Source organism: Pradoshia sp. Z5_111, assembly GCF_058267535.1.
The window spans coordinates 51,834-67,164 of the sequence record NZ_JBZCPQ010000003.1 but is presented as its reverse complement, the minus strand read 5'-3'; the positions used below and the strand labels follow the sequence as shown (position 1 = coordinate 67,164).

Genomic DNA, 15,331 nt, shown 5'->3' with positions numbered 1-15,331 from the left:
TTATGGTCAATTATATTTGCTTAGGTTCAGTCACTTCAGCATCTGGAACATCAAGCATATTTAATAAGAAGATAAAAATAGGAATACCTAGAATCAACCCCCAAATTCCAAGGAAGTGTTCACCAAACACCAAGACCAGAAATGTGAAAAACGTAGGTAAATGTGTTTTGGCAGACATGAATTTAGGATTTAACACATAGCTTTCCAAAGCATGAATGGCTGCTATAAGGATAACTATATATAAAACATGCATTCCTCCGCCAATATTATAGGCAATTGTACAAAGAGGAATTAAGGAAATAATAACGCCCGCAACAGGAATAAGTCCCAATAGGAAAATCATAAATGCGAGTCCCAATAGCTGTGGAAATCCTAAGAAATATAGAATAATAGTCGATAATATAGCATTAACAAAGGCAATTAAAAATTGAACTTCAATAACCTTACCAAATGAATTTACAAATATATTTCCTAAATACTCTAATTCAGTGAATAAAACGCCCAGCTTGCTTTTCTTGAATGAACGGGTAAATCGTTTTATTTTTTCTTTTTCCAAAAGAAAGAATAAACTTAGCAGCAGAGCTAAAAACAACTGCAGACTTAATTTGCCGATATTCGCAGCATAACTGTACAGTGCCACTGCATTTTCCTCAATTTCAGAAGGTGATACAAATTTTTGCATTGCACTGATCACAACATCGATTGCTGTGTTATCAGGCGGGTGTTTGTAAAAATCAATAATTACTTTTACAAGGTCGGTTATTTGCATAGTAATAATAGGTATATATTTATAGACGATCATAACCAAAGAGGAAATTATGATTGTATAGAGCAGGATAATTATTATTTGTGGCTTAATTCGTATTGGACTGATTTTGGATATGGAAGATGAAATGATTCTCTCTAAACCGCCCATTAAGAAAATAAAAATAAAAGTGAATAGAACTAAATTCATCATATCTCTAAGGGCATAGAAGATCCCTATTATAAATAAGATGGTGAGAAAACGGACGAACCCTCTGCTTTTTATAAATTGGTTGAGTGAAAACATAAACCTATTGTTTCTCCTTTCGGCAGCACCGCATGCTTGATATATTAATTATATCTGTTAGGAGTAATGTTTATAAGAGGGTTTGGAAATAATTTTTAAAAAATTGGTGGAATATAGGAATTGTTCTATGAATATACGTATAAACCGTTCAGTCATACGTTTCAATAGTGTGCTTAATGGATAAATAAGTAGATAAATAGAAATGTACATGGGAGATGAAACGTATGGTATTATCTGAAAAATCAAAGGGGAAAGTTGCAATCGTTACTGGTGGAGGTTCAGGTATTGGCGCAGCCACAGCTAAGAAGTTTGCGGACAATGGCATTCGTGTCTGTATCATGGACATAAATCTTGATAATGCAGAGAAAGTAAAGGAAGAAATCACAAATGCTGGAGGAGAAGCCTGTGTTTATCAGGTTGATATCCGTGATGAAGTTCAAATTCGTGAAGGAATTTCACAGGTCATGGATAAGTGGGAAAGGCTTGATATTCTGTTCAGTAACGCTGGTATAAACGGGACCTTGTCTTCTATTGAAGAATTTGAAATTTCGGACTGGAATGAAGTGATTGAAACGAATCTTAGAAGCACATTCTTGTTTGTTAAATACTGCATTCCTTATATGAAAGAGCAAGGTGGCAGCATCATAATTACAAGCTCAATCAATGGAAATAGACGGTTCGCTGGTTTTGGTATGGCAGCCTATAGTACTTCAAAAGCCGGTCAAATTGGATTTATGAAGATGGCAGCCTTAGAGTTGGCCAGATATAAAATTCGAGTTAATGCTATTTGTCCTGGTGCAATTGAAACAAATATCGATAACAGCACAACTAAGTCTGAAAGTTTAAAGGAAATCGAAATACCAATTGAATATCCTGAAGGAATGCAGCCATTGGCAGATGGTCCTGGGTCAGCTGAACAGGTAGCGAATTTGGTATACTTCCTTGCATCTGACGAATCAAGTCATGTTTCCGGCACTGAAATATACGTCGATGGAACTGAATCATTACTGTAAGTAAATTTTGTATATATTAAGTTAAATCCAGTCATATTGAAATCAAGTATGACGGGTATTTGATAAATCATTCTGTAATTATAGTCATAATCATTTGATAGCAATCAAAAGGTAGCCAAGGTAATGGCTATCTTTTTTTAGTATCTTCAGCAAGGATTTCCTTCATACACCGTAATGGATCATATGTTTTGTCTCTACAGATACCTCCAGAATCTTCGAAGCCAATTTACTTAGTTCATTGGAGGTTTTAAATGCTTCTGATGATACTACACCTCATAGACTTGATTATTCACTCACTGACATATTCTCTGTCTTTATTCCCATACTATAAATATGAAATGTCGAATGCTGTTACACTTCTTTAAATGGAAGGAGAAAATATGGACCCTATAAAACCCTTTGAACCGATTTCAGCTGAAGTTATACCAAAAGGGGAGGAATGGATCTTCCAGGTTAAATGGGATGGTGTACGGATGTTAGTCTATAAAATAGATGATGAAGTAGAACTGGTTAATCGTAATTTAAATAATAGAACAAAGCAATATCCGGAGTTTACGGATTTGGGCAGCTATTGTTCTGCAACTTCTGTGATTTTGGATGGCGAAATTATCGCTATGCAAGATGGAAAGCCATCTTTTCATGAAGTAATGAAGCGGGACCGGATGAACCGATCAGAATTGATTCATCTTGCTATAAAAGAACAACCAGTCATCTTTATGGTTTTTGATATTTTATATCTGGATGGAAAATGGGTTATTGATGACGACCTTGCAGAACGTCAGAGATTATTGTCATCCATCATTACGCCAACAGAGAATGTACAGGTTGTAGAAAGCTTTTCGAATGGAGAGGCATTATACGAGGCCGTCAAGGAGCAGGGATTAGAGGGTATTGTTGCTAAGGATTTGCGTAAACCCTATAGCTTGAATGGGAAAGACGGTCGGTGGCAGAAGGTGAAATTTTATAAAGATCTTATTGCGGTAGTTGGGGGATATGTGACCAAGGGGAGTGAACTGCAATCCTTGGTACTGGGATTGTATGACCCCTCGGGTGAACTCCATTATATTGGCCGTGCCGGGAAAGGCCGCTATAAGCTGGAGGAGTGGAAGGTGATTAAAGAATTTATGGAAAAAGTCTTACAGACTGAAAATCCCTTCACCTCAAAAATAGGAAATACAAAGCAGTATCATTGGATACAACCCATTTATACAGTGAAGGTTTCTTATCTGGAATGGACAGAATCAATGACATTAAGACAGCCGTTATTAGAATCATTTGTCGACCGCGATCCACAGAAATGCCTATTGGAGCTAGAGATATGAGATATACAGGCCTATGTTTTTTAACTAAATATGATAGTGAAAATAAAGTCTGTACAGTGGCTGTTCTTCATGAAGAAAAAATTATTGAGGTTGCTGAAGTAAAAGAAGCATTTACTGACGAAGAGCGCGAGGCTATTTTGGGTGTCTTACAACAAACCGGGAAAGGGCAGCAACAGATTTATAAGGTCCCTCCTGGTATTTGTATACAAGTGGCATACCGGGGAGTTACAAATTATAAATTAAATTCACCGGTCTATGTAAGCCTGGCAGTAGCTGAGAATTGGACAGCCTGTACATGGACGAAATTACTGCTTTCCCAGTATGAACAGGTAGCCATTACGAATCCTGGGAAAATCATTTGGACAGAACAATCAGTGACCAAAGAAATGTATTTGGATTACCTTCTTACTGTAGCAGACTTTATGCTGCCCTTTTTAAAGGACAGGCACTTAACAGTTAAAAGATATCCAGAAGGTGTCGGTTCACAGGGATTTTATCAGAAATCTACACCTGACTATGCACCTGATTTTGTAAAAACGGATATGAACCATGATATTAACTATACCGTTTGTAATAATACCGAAACTCTTTTATGGCTCGGGAATCAGGCAGCCATTGAATTTCATATTCCCTTTAATGATATTGATAAACAAAATCCGGCAGAAATCGTGTTTGATCTTGATCCACCTGAACTGGGCGATTTAAGCTTTGCTGTAAAAGCTGCACTGGTAATGAAACAAATACTTGATCAATTTCAGTTAACGGCTTTCGTGAAGTTATCAGGCAGAAAGGGGATTCAAATTCATCTTCCTTTAAAGGGAGCTGCTATCAGTTATACAGAAACACGTATATTTACTGAATTCATTGCTCTCTATCTAATTAACCGTTTTCCGGACAAATTTACAATAGAACGAATGAAAAAAAATAGAGCGAACCGTCTCTATATTGACTATATTCAGCATGACAAAGATAAGACGATTATTTGTCCGTATTCACCGAGGGAAACAGCGTACCCCTCTGTTGCAGCACCATTGTTTTGGGATGAAGTAAAGAAAGGATTGCAGACAGAGCAATACTCAATGAAAACGGTTAAGGATAGATTAATAAAGGGAATGAATCCGTTTGAGAATTATTTTACAGTTGATCAATCGAGCCAAATGAAACAAATTATTGACTTTATCAAAAAAGAACATAAACCATAACATCACCTTGAATAATCATTTTAAAATTAATTAATTTGGATATAATATACAAAAAAGGAAGGTGTATTTATGCATACAATTTGGAAGGGAACTATTAGTTTTGGTCTTGTCAGTATACCAATAAAGCTTCATGCGGCAACGGAGAATAAAGATATATCCCTGCGCACCTTACATAATAAATGCCATGCGCCTATCAAATATTCGAAAGTATGTTCAGTTTGCGGGGAAGAGGTGAGCCAAGAGGATATTGTCAAAGCCTATGAATATGTGAAGGGAAAATATGTTGTCCTGGATGATGAAGAACTGGAAAATTTGAAGAAAGAGCAGGAGGACAAGGCCGTAGAAATTATCGATTTCGTCAAAATAGAAGAAATCGATCCGATTTATTTTGATAAGAGTTACTATATGTCACCAAATGAGGGCGGTACAAAAGCTTATTCCCTGCTGAGGAAGGCGTTAGAAGAATCCGGAAAAGTAGGACTGGCGAAAATTACGATCCGTGCAAAGGAATCGCTCGCTGTGGTCAGAATATTAGAAAATACTTTACTAATGGAGACCATTCATTTTCCTGATGAGGTAAGAAAGGCTGCAGACGTACCCAATATTCCCGCTGTGGAAGAGATTGTGCAGAAGGAATTGGATACAGCTATTTTATTAATCGATCAGCTGACTACCACATTTGATCCATCTAAATATCATGATGAATACCGGACAGCTTTAATTGAATTGATTGAGCAGAAAAAACAATCCGATACAGTCACACCTACAGCTGGAAAGAAAACAGCATCGAATGTTGTTGATCTTATGGCAGCACTCCAAGCATCTATTGACCAAACAAAACCAGCAACAAAGCCAGCCAGAAAAAGAGCTCCACGCAGAAAAAAAGAGACTTCCTGATTTTTATTTTTGAATAGATTAGCCTAAATTAGAAGCCGTTTCTGTAAAGAAACAGGCTTTTTTACTATTCCCTAATAATTCAGAAAATATAAACTTTTATTTCGTTAACAAGAGTCTGGGATTATTTTTCTGGGTGTAAAGGTACATTTTTATCTGTGATTAGTAGTTTTATGGGTGAAAAACGTGTCGAAATTACTATAAAAACAGTCTTTATTAAATATATTACAAGATCGAAATTCGACGAAATATAAATGTAATGTTTGAATGGTAGATAAAATTTGTCAGATTGATATAATAAGGCAGTACCAATCATTGGTTTGATTGGCAATTATATATATGAATTTTTACTAGTCGCTTATTTTAATAGTCACTTATATAGAGAGAAGCAAGATACAAACTAACATGTGAGACATTGAAAGGGGATCATTGCTTGAAGAAGTCATTTATTGCGTTTAACATTGCTTTAGCAGTTGGTGCAGGTTCATTATTCTCAGGAGGATATGCTACGGCTGCATCACTATCAGAATTAGAGAAAAAAGAGAATCAAATCAGGGGCGAAAAAGAGAAAGTAAATCAAGATATTAATCAAACAAACGAATCTATCGGTCATGTAGTAGATCAGCAAACTGATTTAACAGCCCAACTTAAAAAGCTGGAATCAGAGATTACTGAAACGAATTCAAAAATAGATAAAATAAATACAAAAATTGGTGACACAAAAAAAGATATTGAACAATTAAGAAAAGATATCGTAGTACTTGAAGAGAAGATTGAAGCAAGAACAGAATTATTAAAAGAACGTGCTAGATCCTATCAGGTTACAGGCGGAAAGATGAACTATCTGGAAGTTGTAGTGGGAGCGAGCAGCTTTGGTGACTTTGTTGAACGGGTGAATGCCGTATCTACAATAATGGAAGCTGATAATGATTTAATCGCTGAACAAGAAAAAGATAAAAAGGATTTAGAGAAGAAAAAGCAAGAAGTAGAAACTAAGCTAAAAAGCTTGGAATCTATGAAAAAAGAATTAACAGATTTGAAGGCAAAACAAGAGAATCAAAAGCAAGAAAAAAATAAACTAATGAAAAAGCTTAAACTTGAAGAGAAACACTTGGAAGAGCATAAATTAAGCATGGAAGAAGAATCTTCTATTTTAGCTGGCCAAGAAACTGCTTTAAGCAAAGCAATTGCACAGGAAAAAGAACGTCAGGCTGAGGTTGCCAGACAAAAAGCGGCTGAGGCGGCTGCTGAGAAAAAACGTCAGGCAGAACTTGCAGCACAAAGAGCAGAGGAAGCTAAAAAGAGCCAATCCTCCTCCAGTGCATCATCAGGAAGTTCGTCTGTTAAAAAATCCAGTGCACCAAAAGCAAGTGAACCAACATACAGTGCACCTGCTCCAAGAAGCTCATCTGGGATGTTCATGAAACCATCTGCAGGGTATTATACTTCTGGATATGGTCCAAGATGGGGAAAATCACATGGCGGAGTTGATATTGCAACATCTGGTACTGTTCCAATCGTGGCAGCTGCAAGCGGTGTTGTATCTAGAGCTTACAAATCATCTAGTTATGGTAATGTAGTATTTATCACTCACTATATTAATGGGCAACAATACACAACAGTGTATGCGCATATGAGAGACAATAGTATGAGAGTAAGCGCTGGACAATCTGTCAGCAAGGGCCAGCAAATTGGTTTGATGGGAAATACTGGACGTTCAACAGGCCAGCATTTACACTTTGAGCTTCATAAAGGACCTTGGACACAAAGTAAATCAAATGCTATAAATCCTACAGATTATATAAATTGATTTTAAAAGAGGCCATTTTAGGCCTCTTTTTTGTTGCTCTTAAATAAAAAAACGAATATCCATATTGTGGTATTATAAAAATAATGATATTTAACTATAGGATATAGACTGGCTAGTTCAACAAGACGATCAATGAAACATGAATAATGAGTGATAATCACGATAAAGGGGGAACTTAGTTGAAAAAACAATATCTGCCTTTGATTACAGTCTTATTTGTTGTACTTATTTCATTTTTACCAGCTAAAACAATGGCAACTAAATGGTTATACCCGTTTGTGGTTTGGGAAGGGTATGTCTATGAAATAAGTGAAGAATCCGTAACTGCAATTGGGGATGAAATTGGTCAAGTAACAAAGTATTCGGATATGGAACCCCAATCGGGTAATTTTTCAAATGCTTATCCGAAAGGTACTAAATACTATAAAATTAAAGGGGTTAGTACAGAGGAAGCCTTAGCCGTACAAGAATCTGCTGGTCAATATGTAAAAGCAGATAGAAAAGAAGAATATGAATTTAAACAAGACTTAGATGAACCACAAGACATACTTAAAGGGATTATTTTTTCAATAGTGGGCATTTTAGCTGGTATTCTCATGTATAAAATCCTAAAGAACCATCTGGATAAAAGGTAAATACTTTTTTAACTGCAACGGAGATAGTAAAAAGCTATCTCTTTTTTTATGCTACAAGCAAAATCCTTACGTAAACAACCTTTTTTATAGTGCTTGGTTGGTTGAGTAGAATCCCTTTATGTAAATCCTTTTTATTAAACGATCTCGTCTTTTTAAACCTTATTTTGGCTTGTATAAAAATAAGCCTAAATATTGATTTACCAAAGGCACTGAATAGAGTATACTAATAGTGTTTGGAATATTTAGAATATTTTGTAAGCGCTTCAATTAAATATTAGAAAGGGGATTAAGATGGAAGAAAAAATGCTATCCAAGGAGGAACAAAAGGGGAAAAGGGATTATTCGGCTATTGTAAAAAGTCCAGAGTTTCAACAACTTTTAAATGAAAAGAAAAAATTTATAATACCCTTAACCTTGTTTTTCCTAATTTTTTATTTTGCACTTCCTATAATGACATCCTATTCATCGGTGCTGAATAATTCTTTCTATGGACATATCACTTGGGCCTGGGTATTTGCTTTTGCACAGTTTATTATGACGTGGACGTTATGTATGATCTATTCTAAAAGAGCAGCCAGATTTGACCGCTTAAGTGATAAGGTGTTGAAATTAGGGGGTAAACAGTAGATGAATTATACGGCTTTTATTATGTTTCTCGCTATTGTATTTGTTACTTTGATTATTACTTATTGGGCTTCTAAAAGAACAAACAATGCGAGTGAGTTTTACACAGCAGGAGGTGGTCTGACCGGTTGGCAAAATGGCTTAGCAATAGCGGGTGATTATATGTCTGCAGCTTCGTTTTTGGGGATAGCCGGTGCAGTTGCTTTAACAGGTTTTGATGGCTTCTTTTATAGTATAGGTTTTTTGGTCGCTTACTTGGTTGTACTTTATTTGGTGGCTGAGCCACTTAGAAATTTGGGCAGATATACATTGGCAGATATGCTGGCAGCAAGGTTTGATGCAAAAAAAATACGTGGTGTAGCTGCTTTTAATACGATGTCTATTTCTATATTTTATATGATTGCTCAGCTAGTAGGGGCAGGAGCTCTGATTAAATTATTGCTGGGCTTAGAATATGCCACCTCCGTTTTAATTGTTGGAGCTCTCATGACTATATACGTTATTTTTGGTGGTATGCATGCTACTAGCTGGGTTCAAATTGTTAAAGCTGTATTACTGATGGCAGGGACCTTTATCATTTCATTCATTGTTTTTGCCAAATTTAATTTTAATATTGCAAGTATGTTTGAACAGATGAGTACGGCTACTCCATTAAAGGAGGCATTCCTGAATCCGGGTGTTAAATACACAGATGGTCTCGATACATTATCGCTGACGATGGGGCTAGTTCTTGGAACTGCTGGTTTGCCGCATATCCTTGTGCGTTTCTTTACGGTAAAGGATGCTAAAACAGCACGAAGCTCAGTTGTATATGCTACCTGGATCATTGGGATCTTTTATGTCATGACCATTTTCCTTGGATTTGGAGCAGCAGCTTTTGTGGGTAATGCTGATATAGTAAATGCGAATGCAGCAGGGAATATGGCAGCACCATTACTAGCCAAGGCTATTGGCGGGGATATATTGTTTGCTTTTATATCAGCCGTTGCATTTGCGACAATATTGGCCGTTGTTGCTGGTCTTGTACTAACTGGGGCATCTGCATTTGCCCATGATTTTTATAATGAGATATTGAGAAAAGGAAAGGCAACTGAAAAAGAGCAGGTTAAGATGGCAAGATACGCTTCTATTGGTGTTTCCGTCTTATCGATTCTGTTGGCATTAGTAGCACAAAATTTAAATGTAGCCTTTCTTGTATCATTAGCCTTTGCCGTGGCTGCCAGTGCAAATTTACCTGTAATTATTTATACAATTTACTGGAAGAAATTTAATACTACGGGTGCTATCAGCGCAATGGTAGTAGGTTTAATCACTTCAGTTGGACTTGTTTTAGTCAGCCCTAACGTCTTTAATCCGGAAGCTGGGGTTGCCATACTGGTTGGTGAACCTTTATTTCCTTTATCAACACCTGGTCTGGTATCCATTCCGCTCGGGTTTCTGGCTGGTTTTGTAGGAACATTATTATCTCGTAAGAAGGAAGATGAAGCGAAATTCGATGAGATTTTGGTTAAATCCAATACTGGTTTAGATACTATAAAATAGTGATATGACCTCTATTTGGTCTAAAGTTTATTAGGGGGCAGTTTCGTAGGTTATTTAATGACTTACAGCTGCCTCTTTTTTGTATCAATTATTTCAATGAAAAAACAGGAAAAGGTATGGATAATTACCTTTGCCTGCTTGATTATATCTCATTCTTCTTTTCTTCATTTCCCAAGAAATAACTAAATATTAATCAGCTACTAAGATTATTTTTCCTCTAGCATGCGAGGATTCACTTAATTCGTGAGCATTTTGAACACCTTTTTCGTTTAAAGGAAAGGTTTCACCCACTATTGGTTTCAATCTTCCCTCGTCTAGAAGCTTGGCTAATTCCTTTAATTGGTTACCATTTGGATTTAACCATACAAATTCTTCGGTAATTCCATAGCGATTAGCTAATTCTTCATTTGGCGGGTCTACAATGGATACTAATTTTCCGCCGCGTCTCAAGATTTTCATGCTGGCAGTTTGAACGGATTTCCCAATTGTATCTAAAACAGCATCGTATTCTGTCAATATATCTTCAATATTTTCGCTATGGTAGTCAATGCATAGATCGGCTCCTAATTCTTTTAAAAAGGCATGATTTTTTTTGCTGGCTGTGGTGGCTACATAGGCGCCTTTGAGTTTGGCTAATTGAATGGCGTACGAACCAACACCGCCTGCACCGCCATGAATAAGAATTTTCTGTCCTTCCATAATCTCCAATGCGTCAAATAAACACTGATATGCAGTCATTCCAGTCAATGGAACGGATGCAGCTTCTTTAAAAGATAAATTATCAGGGATTTTTGCAAGCAGTAATTCGTCAACAGCTGTGTATTCAGCATAAGCTCCATAACGAGTTGTATCGGGACGTGCAAAAACCCGGTCTCCTTTTGTAAAATCAACGACGTGTTTACCCACCTCTTTAACAACACCTGCAACGTCCAATCCTAATATAATAGGGAATTCGAATGCATATTGATCAGCAAGATGGCCTTCTCTTAATTTCCAATCAATCGGGTTGACGGAAGCAGCTTTTACTTCAATTAATACCTGATTGTCTAAAAGAGGTGGCTTTTCAACTACTTTTTCCTTTAAAGTATTCTGTCCGCCATACTCTTCTATTACAATTGCTTTCATCTTGGTATTTTGCATATAATTCCTCCTTGACTGGTAATTAAGGCTTTGGAAATCCTTATTATGTTCATTCCCTGTACAAAATAAGGTAACCGTATTTAAACGTTTATTGAATAAAAACAGGAAATTTATCCTAAAAAGATTGATGGAGTTTTTTATGATTATAGAGGAGGCGATTTAAGGATTGTAAATTTATTTATACTGGGGGAAGGTCTAGTTTACCGCATAAACTGGACGAAGCAGAAGGGAGGGAATCATCACCCTCCGAAGAAAAAATCTAAAACATTGCTGCCAGCAGATGACCTTTTATTATAAAACTCCGAATAGCCACAATGATTGCAATAAACTACGAGAAATTGATTATTTTGAATATCAAACATTTTTGATAGGCCGGTCCCTGTCATAGATACTTCTTTTTGGCTGGCATCACGGCTTCCACATTTTAAACATCCTGTTTGCGCCAAAGTAAATCACTCCTCATTATGAAAATAAATTTCCAAAATAATTATAACATTAAAAACATGCCCCAGTTGCCTATAAAGGCATGGGACATGTTTTTTTAGGTAGCTGCTTTTTCATCACTCTTTATAAATTTGAGAACAATAAAGAATAAAATCAATGAAATAGCACCAAAGCTATAAAAAAGATAAGATTGATTATGCTTCATAAAATAAGACATGAGCGGAGGACCTGCTGCTACACCAAAAAATCGTGCTGAGCTGTAAAAAGATGTGATTGTTCCTCTTTGTTTTTTATCGATGTTTTCAGTAATAATTGCATCCAGTGATGGTAAAATCGTCCCAAGGCCGGCACCAAAAATAGATAATACTCCGATTAATATATAGATATTATCGTAAAAAGTTGTAAAGGTGATGGCAATCGCGCTAACAATGATAGATGCCAGAATTAGGATTTTCATTAATTTAATATTATCTTTTATTTTTTTTCCGGTGATAAATGAAGCAACACACAAGAAAAATAGAGGAACAGCAAGTACAAATCCCTTTTTAATTTGATGAATATCATACTTGGATTCAAGTATGGAAGATAAATAAAACTGGATGGCAAACAATATTAACATGACGAATGCCCCTGTCAGGAATACACTGTATAACCATGTCCCATCTTTCTTAAATATCTTTTTTGTATCCTTTAAAAATTCTTTTAGTGTAGGAGGATCTTCTGTTTTCTTTGGCACCTTTATACAAAAAAGAATCATAAAAAATGTGACTAAACTTAAAAAAGAGATAGCAAAGAAAGGAAGAAACCATAGAGAAATGGCTAATGCAGCTCCTAGTATGGGACTTAAAACTTTTCCAAAGGTATTGGATGTTTCCACAATTCCCAGAACAGAGCTTGCTTTATCATCGTCTTTAAAAAGATCGCCAACTAAGGGTAATATGATTGGAAAAGCACCAGATGATCCTATTCCTTGAATGATCCGTCCTATTATAATGACCATAAATGGATTTTCCATTTTCCAAGAGGCAAAGCCGGATACTAGCCCGCCGATAAAAGCTAAAACTAAACTAGGCAGTAAGATCATTTTCCTCCCAAAACGGTCGGATAAATAGCCTGCAATCGGTATTAAAAGGATGGAGGCAATTGAATAGCTTGTAATAATCAAACTGGATTGGAAAGAGGAGATTCCAACTCTCTTTTCTAAAATAGGTAGAACAGGGATAAGCATTGAATTACCTAATGTCATTATTAGTGGCACTGCTGCTATACTGGCCAAACACCAAAAACTAATTTTATTGGTATCCGTTTGTGATTTCATACAAAAATTCCCTCATCTCTTTAAGCAGTTCTGTGCAATTACTTTGCCACACAGGATGAGAAATTATGTACAAATGGTCGAGCTAATGTGTTGTGAAAATATGACAAAAATCGTGGGATTATAAATATTAAAGCACTTTGAATATAACTCACAGTGCTTCATTTGGTTAATCATCTGATGATAGGATCCCGATAAATCTTAGGATAAAAAGGAACAGGTTTACGAAATCAAGATATAAATTGAGTGCAGCCAATGGGATTTCATCTTCTGCTACTCCATACTGTTTCATACGGTTCACATCATATAATACGTATCCGCTGAAAACGAGTATCCCTATAAATGAGTAGACAAGCATAGCAGTAGAAGATAAGGGTGAAAAAATATTAAAAATCCCAATAACCAGGATGGCGAGTAAAGCAGCTAATAAAAATCCACTTAAAAATGTTAAATCCCGCTTTGTTGTTGCGGCATATAGAGAGAGTCCGCCAAATACAACTACTGTAGCAGCCAGGCTCATGATAATGGGCTGTGGTCCTATTGCTACCAAATAGTTTGCGATTACAGGATATAAGGTGATGCCTGATATTAAAGTAAACGCATATAAGAAACTATATGAGAGAATTTTCCTTCGTCTCACAAAAAATGCCGCAATAAGCATACCGAACTCTATAATCATCAGCGGCAAGAACAAGGATGGAGGAACAAAATTACCTACAATAAAGCCAAGTAAAGAAATGGCTAATGATAAAGCGAAAGTCCGGATAACGGCTGGAATGTGATATCTATTGGTTTCCGTATATGAATTCATTTATTTACCTCTCCTTTTATTTATCATATATGTATCTACGTTTAACTATATCAAAGGTTTCATGGTATATCCTGATTTTTACATAGAAATAGTAGAGACAAATACTAATGGATTTTATATAATAAAAATAAGAACATTTGTTCTGTTTAAGTAAAGTTACGTTTAGCTGTGAATATTTGGGAGTATGAAGTTAAGAACTCTAGTGTATACCATTTTATGCTATTCTATGATTATAAGGATGAGGAAAGGGGGAGATCTTTGTGAACTTTACATTTATTCATGCTGCTGATATCCATTTAGATAGTCCATTAAAAGGTTTATCAAGATATGAAGGAGCACCTGTCGAAAAATTGCGCAGTGCAACCAGAGATGCATTTAAAAATTTGATTGATTTTGCTATTAAAGAAAAAGTGCATTTCATCATTATTGCAGGTGATTTATATGATGGGGATTGGAAGGATTACAATACAGGTCTCTTTTTTGCAAACGAAATGGCAAGGCTAAAAATGCATCAAATTCCTGTTTATATGATTAAAGGGAATCATGATGCAGCCAGTATCATTACTAAAGAAATAAAACTTCCTGATAATGTAAATATTTTTGATGATAAAAAATGCAAAAGTATGTTTATAGATGAACTTGGAGTGGCTTTGCATGGTCAAGGATTTTCAACGCGTGCTGTAACAGATAATCTTGCTAAAAGCTATCCTCCAAAGGAAGATGGATATTTTAATATTGGGATTTTGCATACATCGGCAGTAGGCCGGGAAGGACATGAGAATTATGCGCCTTGTTCCATAGAGGATATGAAGGGAAAAGAATATGATTATTGGGCTCTTGGGCATATTCATAAACGGGAGTTTTTATGTGAGAAAAACCCAGTCATTCTCTTTCCGGGAAATATTCAAAGCCGTCATAGCAAAGAGACAGGTCCAAAAGGATGTTCTTTAATTAAAGTTAGCGATGGACAGATACAGGAATTAAATCATATATCACTGGATGTATTGCGCTGGGAAATTATTGAGATAGATGCGAGACCTCTCACTGATTACGATCAATTACTTATGAACATCGAAGAGCAGCTGGAAAAACAATTAGATGCTGCTGATGGTAGAATGCTCGCAGCCAGAGTAGTTGTTAGTGGCAATACTTCTTTATATCAGGAGCTTTTGAAAAATAAAGAAAGAGTATTAAATGATATTAGATCTGCAGCTTTCGCTATTGGACATGGGCAAATATGGATTGAGAAAATAAAGAATAAAACGGCCCCGCCGGTAGAGTTCAATCATTTCTCTGATGAAAATAATCCGGTGACATCCATTTTTAATTGGCTAGAGACCAGTGATATGGATGAGTTGCTCGAAGATGTGAGAAAAGAGTTTTCGGCGATCACCAATGTATTGCCGACCGATTTAAAAAGAGGAGAGAATATGGTTATCCCTGATTCAGTTTCCATGCTGGAAGAAAAACTGGAGGAAGTTAAACAACTGGTGAGTCTTGAGTTACAAATGGAAGGAGGTAAATAAGG

14 protein-coding genes are annotated in these 15,331 nt (G+C 36.1%); 9 read left to right on the top strand and 5 right to left on the bottom strand.

Translation table 11 applies throughout. From position 1 onward, the window contains the following. Positions 1 to 10: 10 nt before the first annotated feature. The gene (locus AC4D4A_RS07215; RefSeq protein WP_490995266.1) at positions 11 to 1,051 is read right to left on the bottom strand and encodes an AI-2E family transporter; all 1,041 of its coding nucleotides are present in this window, start codon (positions 1,049 to 1,051) and stop codon (positions 11 to 13) included. A 224-nt stretch (positions 1,052 to 1,275) separates the two neighbouring features. Between AC4D4A_RS07215 and AC4D4A_RS07210 the strand changes: the two genes are divergently transcribed. The 8 genes from AC4D4A_RS07210 (at position 1,276) to AC4D4A_RS07175 (ending at position 10,093) form a co-directional block, all read left to right on the top strand. Beyond that, complete coding sequence (locus AC4D4A_RS07210) at positions 1,276 to 2,064, top strand: SDR family oxidoreductase (protein ID WP_490995265.1); 789 nt, start codon at positions 1,276 to 1,278, stop codon at positions 2,062 to 2,064. 380 nt (positions 2,065 to 2,444) lie between these two features. Then, positions 2,445 to 3,386 (top strand): ATP-dependent DNA ligase, encoded by a 942-nt coding sequence (locus tag AC4D4A_RS07205; RefSeq protein ID WP_490995264.1) that lies wholly within the window; start codon positions 2,445 to 2,447, stop codon positions 3,384 to 3,386. Beyond that, complete coding sequence (gene ligD, locus AC4D4A_RS07200; RefSeq protein ID WP_490995263.1) at positions 3,383 to 4,588, top strand: non-homologous end-joining DNA ligase; 1,206 nt, start codon at positions 3,383 to 3,385, stop codon at positions 4,586 to 4,588. Before AC4D4A_RS07205 ends, ligD begins: the two co-directional genes overlap by 4 nt. A gap of 69 nt (positions 4,589 to 4,657) precedes the next feature. Beyond that, entirely contained in the window at positions 4,658 to 5,485 is an 828-nt protein-coding gene (ku, locus tag AC4D4A_RS07195) for a non-homologous end joining protein Ku (protein ID WP_490995262.1), read from the top strand. A gap of 430 nt (positions 5,486 to 5,915) precedes the next feature. Next, on the top strand, positions 5,916 to 7,292 hold the full coding sequence (locus tag AC4D4A_RS07190) for a murein hydrolase activator EnvC family protein (RefSeq protein WP_490995261.1): 1,377 nt from the start codon (positions 5,916 to 5,918) through the stop codon (positions 7,290 to 7,292). A 179-nt stretch (positions 7,293 to 7,471) separates the two neighbouring features. After that, positions 7,472 to 7,927, top strand: coding sequence for a hypothetical protein (locus tag AC4D4A_RS07185; RefSeq protein WP_490995260.1), 456 nt, complete (start codon positions 7,472 to 7,474; stop codon positions 7,925 to 7,927). 291 nt (positions 7,928 to 8,218) lie between these two features. Beyond that, positions 8,219 to 8,554: a DUF485 domain-containing protein gene (locus AC4D4A_RS07180; protein WP_490995259.1), complete on the top strand. Its 336-nt coding sequence runs from the start codon at positions 8,219 to 8,221 to the stop codon at positions 8,552 to 8,554. Next, positions 8,555 to 10,093, top strand: coding sequence for a solute symporter family protein (locus AC4D4A_RS07175; protein ID WP_490995258.1), 1,539 nt, complete (start codon positions 8,555 to 8,557; stop codon positions 10,091 to 10,093). It abuts the gene before it with no gap. Positions 10,094 to 10,282: 189 nt separating this feature from the next. On the opposite strand, the gene AC4D4A_RS07170 is transcribed toward AC4D4A_RS07175, so the two are convergent. From AC4D4A_RS07170 to AC4D4A_RS07155, 4 genes are all read right to left on the bottom strand, one after another. Beyond that, positions 10,283 to 11,218 carry an NADP-dependent oxidoreductase gene (locus AC4D4A_RS07170; protein WP_490995673.1) on the bottom strand — a complete coding sequence of 312 codons (936 nt, stop codon included), beginning with the start codon at positions 11,216 to 11,218 and terminating at the stop codon, positions 10,283 to 10,285. 254 nt (positions 11,219 to 11,472) lie between these two features. Continuing rightward, positions 11,473 to 11,679 (bottom strand): zinc ribbon domain-containing protein, encoded by a 207-nt coding sequence (locus AC4D4A_RS07165; protein ID WP_490995257.1) that lies wholly within the window; start codon positions 11,677 to 11,679, stop codon positions 11,473 to 11,475. 95 nt (positions 11,680 to 11,774) lie between these two features. Beyond that, a complete protein-coding gene (locus AC4D4A_RS07160; RefSeq protein ID WP_490995256.1) occupies positions 11,775 to 12,995 on the bottom strand; it encodes an MFS transporter in 1,221 nt (406 codons plus the stop codon). Between the two features lie 166 nt (positions 12,996 to 13,161). Continuing rightward, positions 13,162 to 13,803 carry a Bax inhibitor-1/YccA family protein gene (locus tag AC4D4A_RS07155; RefSeq protein ID WP_490995255.1) on the bottom strand — a complete coding sequence of 214 codons (642 nt, stop codon included), beginning with the start codon at positions 13,801 to 13,803 and terminating at the stop codon, positions 13,162 to 13,164. A gap of 260 nt (positions 13,804 to 14,063) precedes the next feature. Between AC4D4A_RS07155 and AC4D4A_RS07150 the strand changes: the two genes are divergently transcribed. Beyond that, entirely contained in the window at positions 14,064 to 15,329 is a 1,266-nt protein-coding gene (locus AC4D4A_RS07150; RefSeq protein WP_490995254.1) for a metallophosphoesterase family protein, read from the top strand. Positions 15,330 to 15,331: the final 2 nt, after the last annotated feature.

What these genes read in the sequence shown, in the direction of transcription:
- AC4D4A_RS07205 (WP_490995264.1), top strand. Translation starts at nt 2,445, where the DNA reads ATGGACCCTATAAAACCCTTTGAACCGATTTCAGCTGAAGTTATACCA.
- AC4D4A_RS07170 (WP_490995673.1), bottom strand. Translation starts at nt 11,218, where the DNA reads ATGAAAGCAATTGTAATAGAAGAGTATGGCGGACAGAATACTTTAAAG.
- ku (WP_490995262.1), top strand. Translation starts at nt 4,658, where the DNA reads ATGCATACAATTTGGAAGGGAACTATTAGTTTTGGTCTTGTCAGTATA.
- AC4D4A_RS07210 (WP_490995265.1), top strand. Translation starts at nt 1,276, where the DNA reads ATGGTATTATCTGAAAAATCAAAGGGGAAAGTTGCAATCGTTACTGGT.
- AC4D4A_RS07155 (WP_490995255.1), bottom strand. Translation starts at nt 13,803, where the DNA reads ATGAATTCATATACGGAAACCAATAGATATCACATTCCAGCCGTTATC.
- AC4D4A_RS07160 (WP_490995256.1), bottom strand. Translation starts at nt 12,995, where the DNA reads ATGAAATCACAAACGGATACCAATAAAATTAGTTTTTGGTGTTTGGCC.
- AC4D4A_RS07180 (WP_490995259.1), top strand. Translation starts at nt 8,219, where the DNA reads ATGGAAGAAAAAATGCTATCCAAGGAGGAACAAAAGGGGAAAAGGGAT.
- ligD (WP_490995263.1), top strand. Translation starts at nt 3,383, where the DNA reads ATGAGATATACAGGCCTATGTTTTTTAACTAAATATGATAGTGAAAAT.
- AC4D4A_RS07215 (WP_490995266.1), bottom strand. Translation starts at nt 1,051, where the DNA reads ATGTTTTCACTCAACCAATTTATAAAAAGCAGAGGGTTCGTCCGTTTT.
- AC4D4A_RS07175 (WP_490995258.1), top strand. Translation starts at nt 8,555, where the DNA reads ATGAATTATACGGCTTTTATTATGTTTCTCGCTATTGTATTTGTTACT.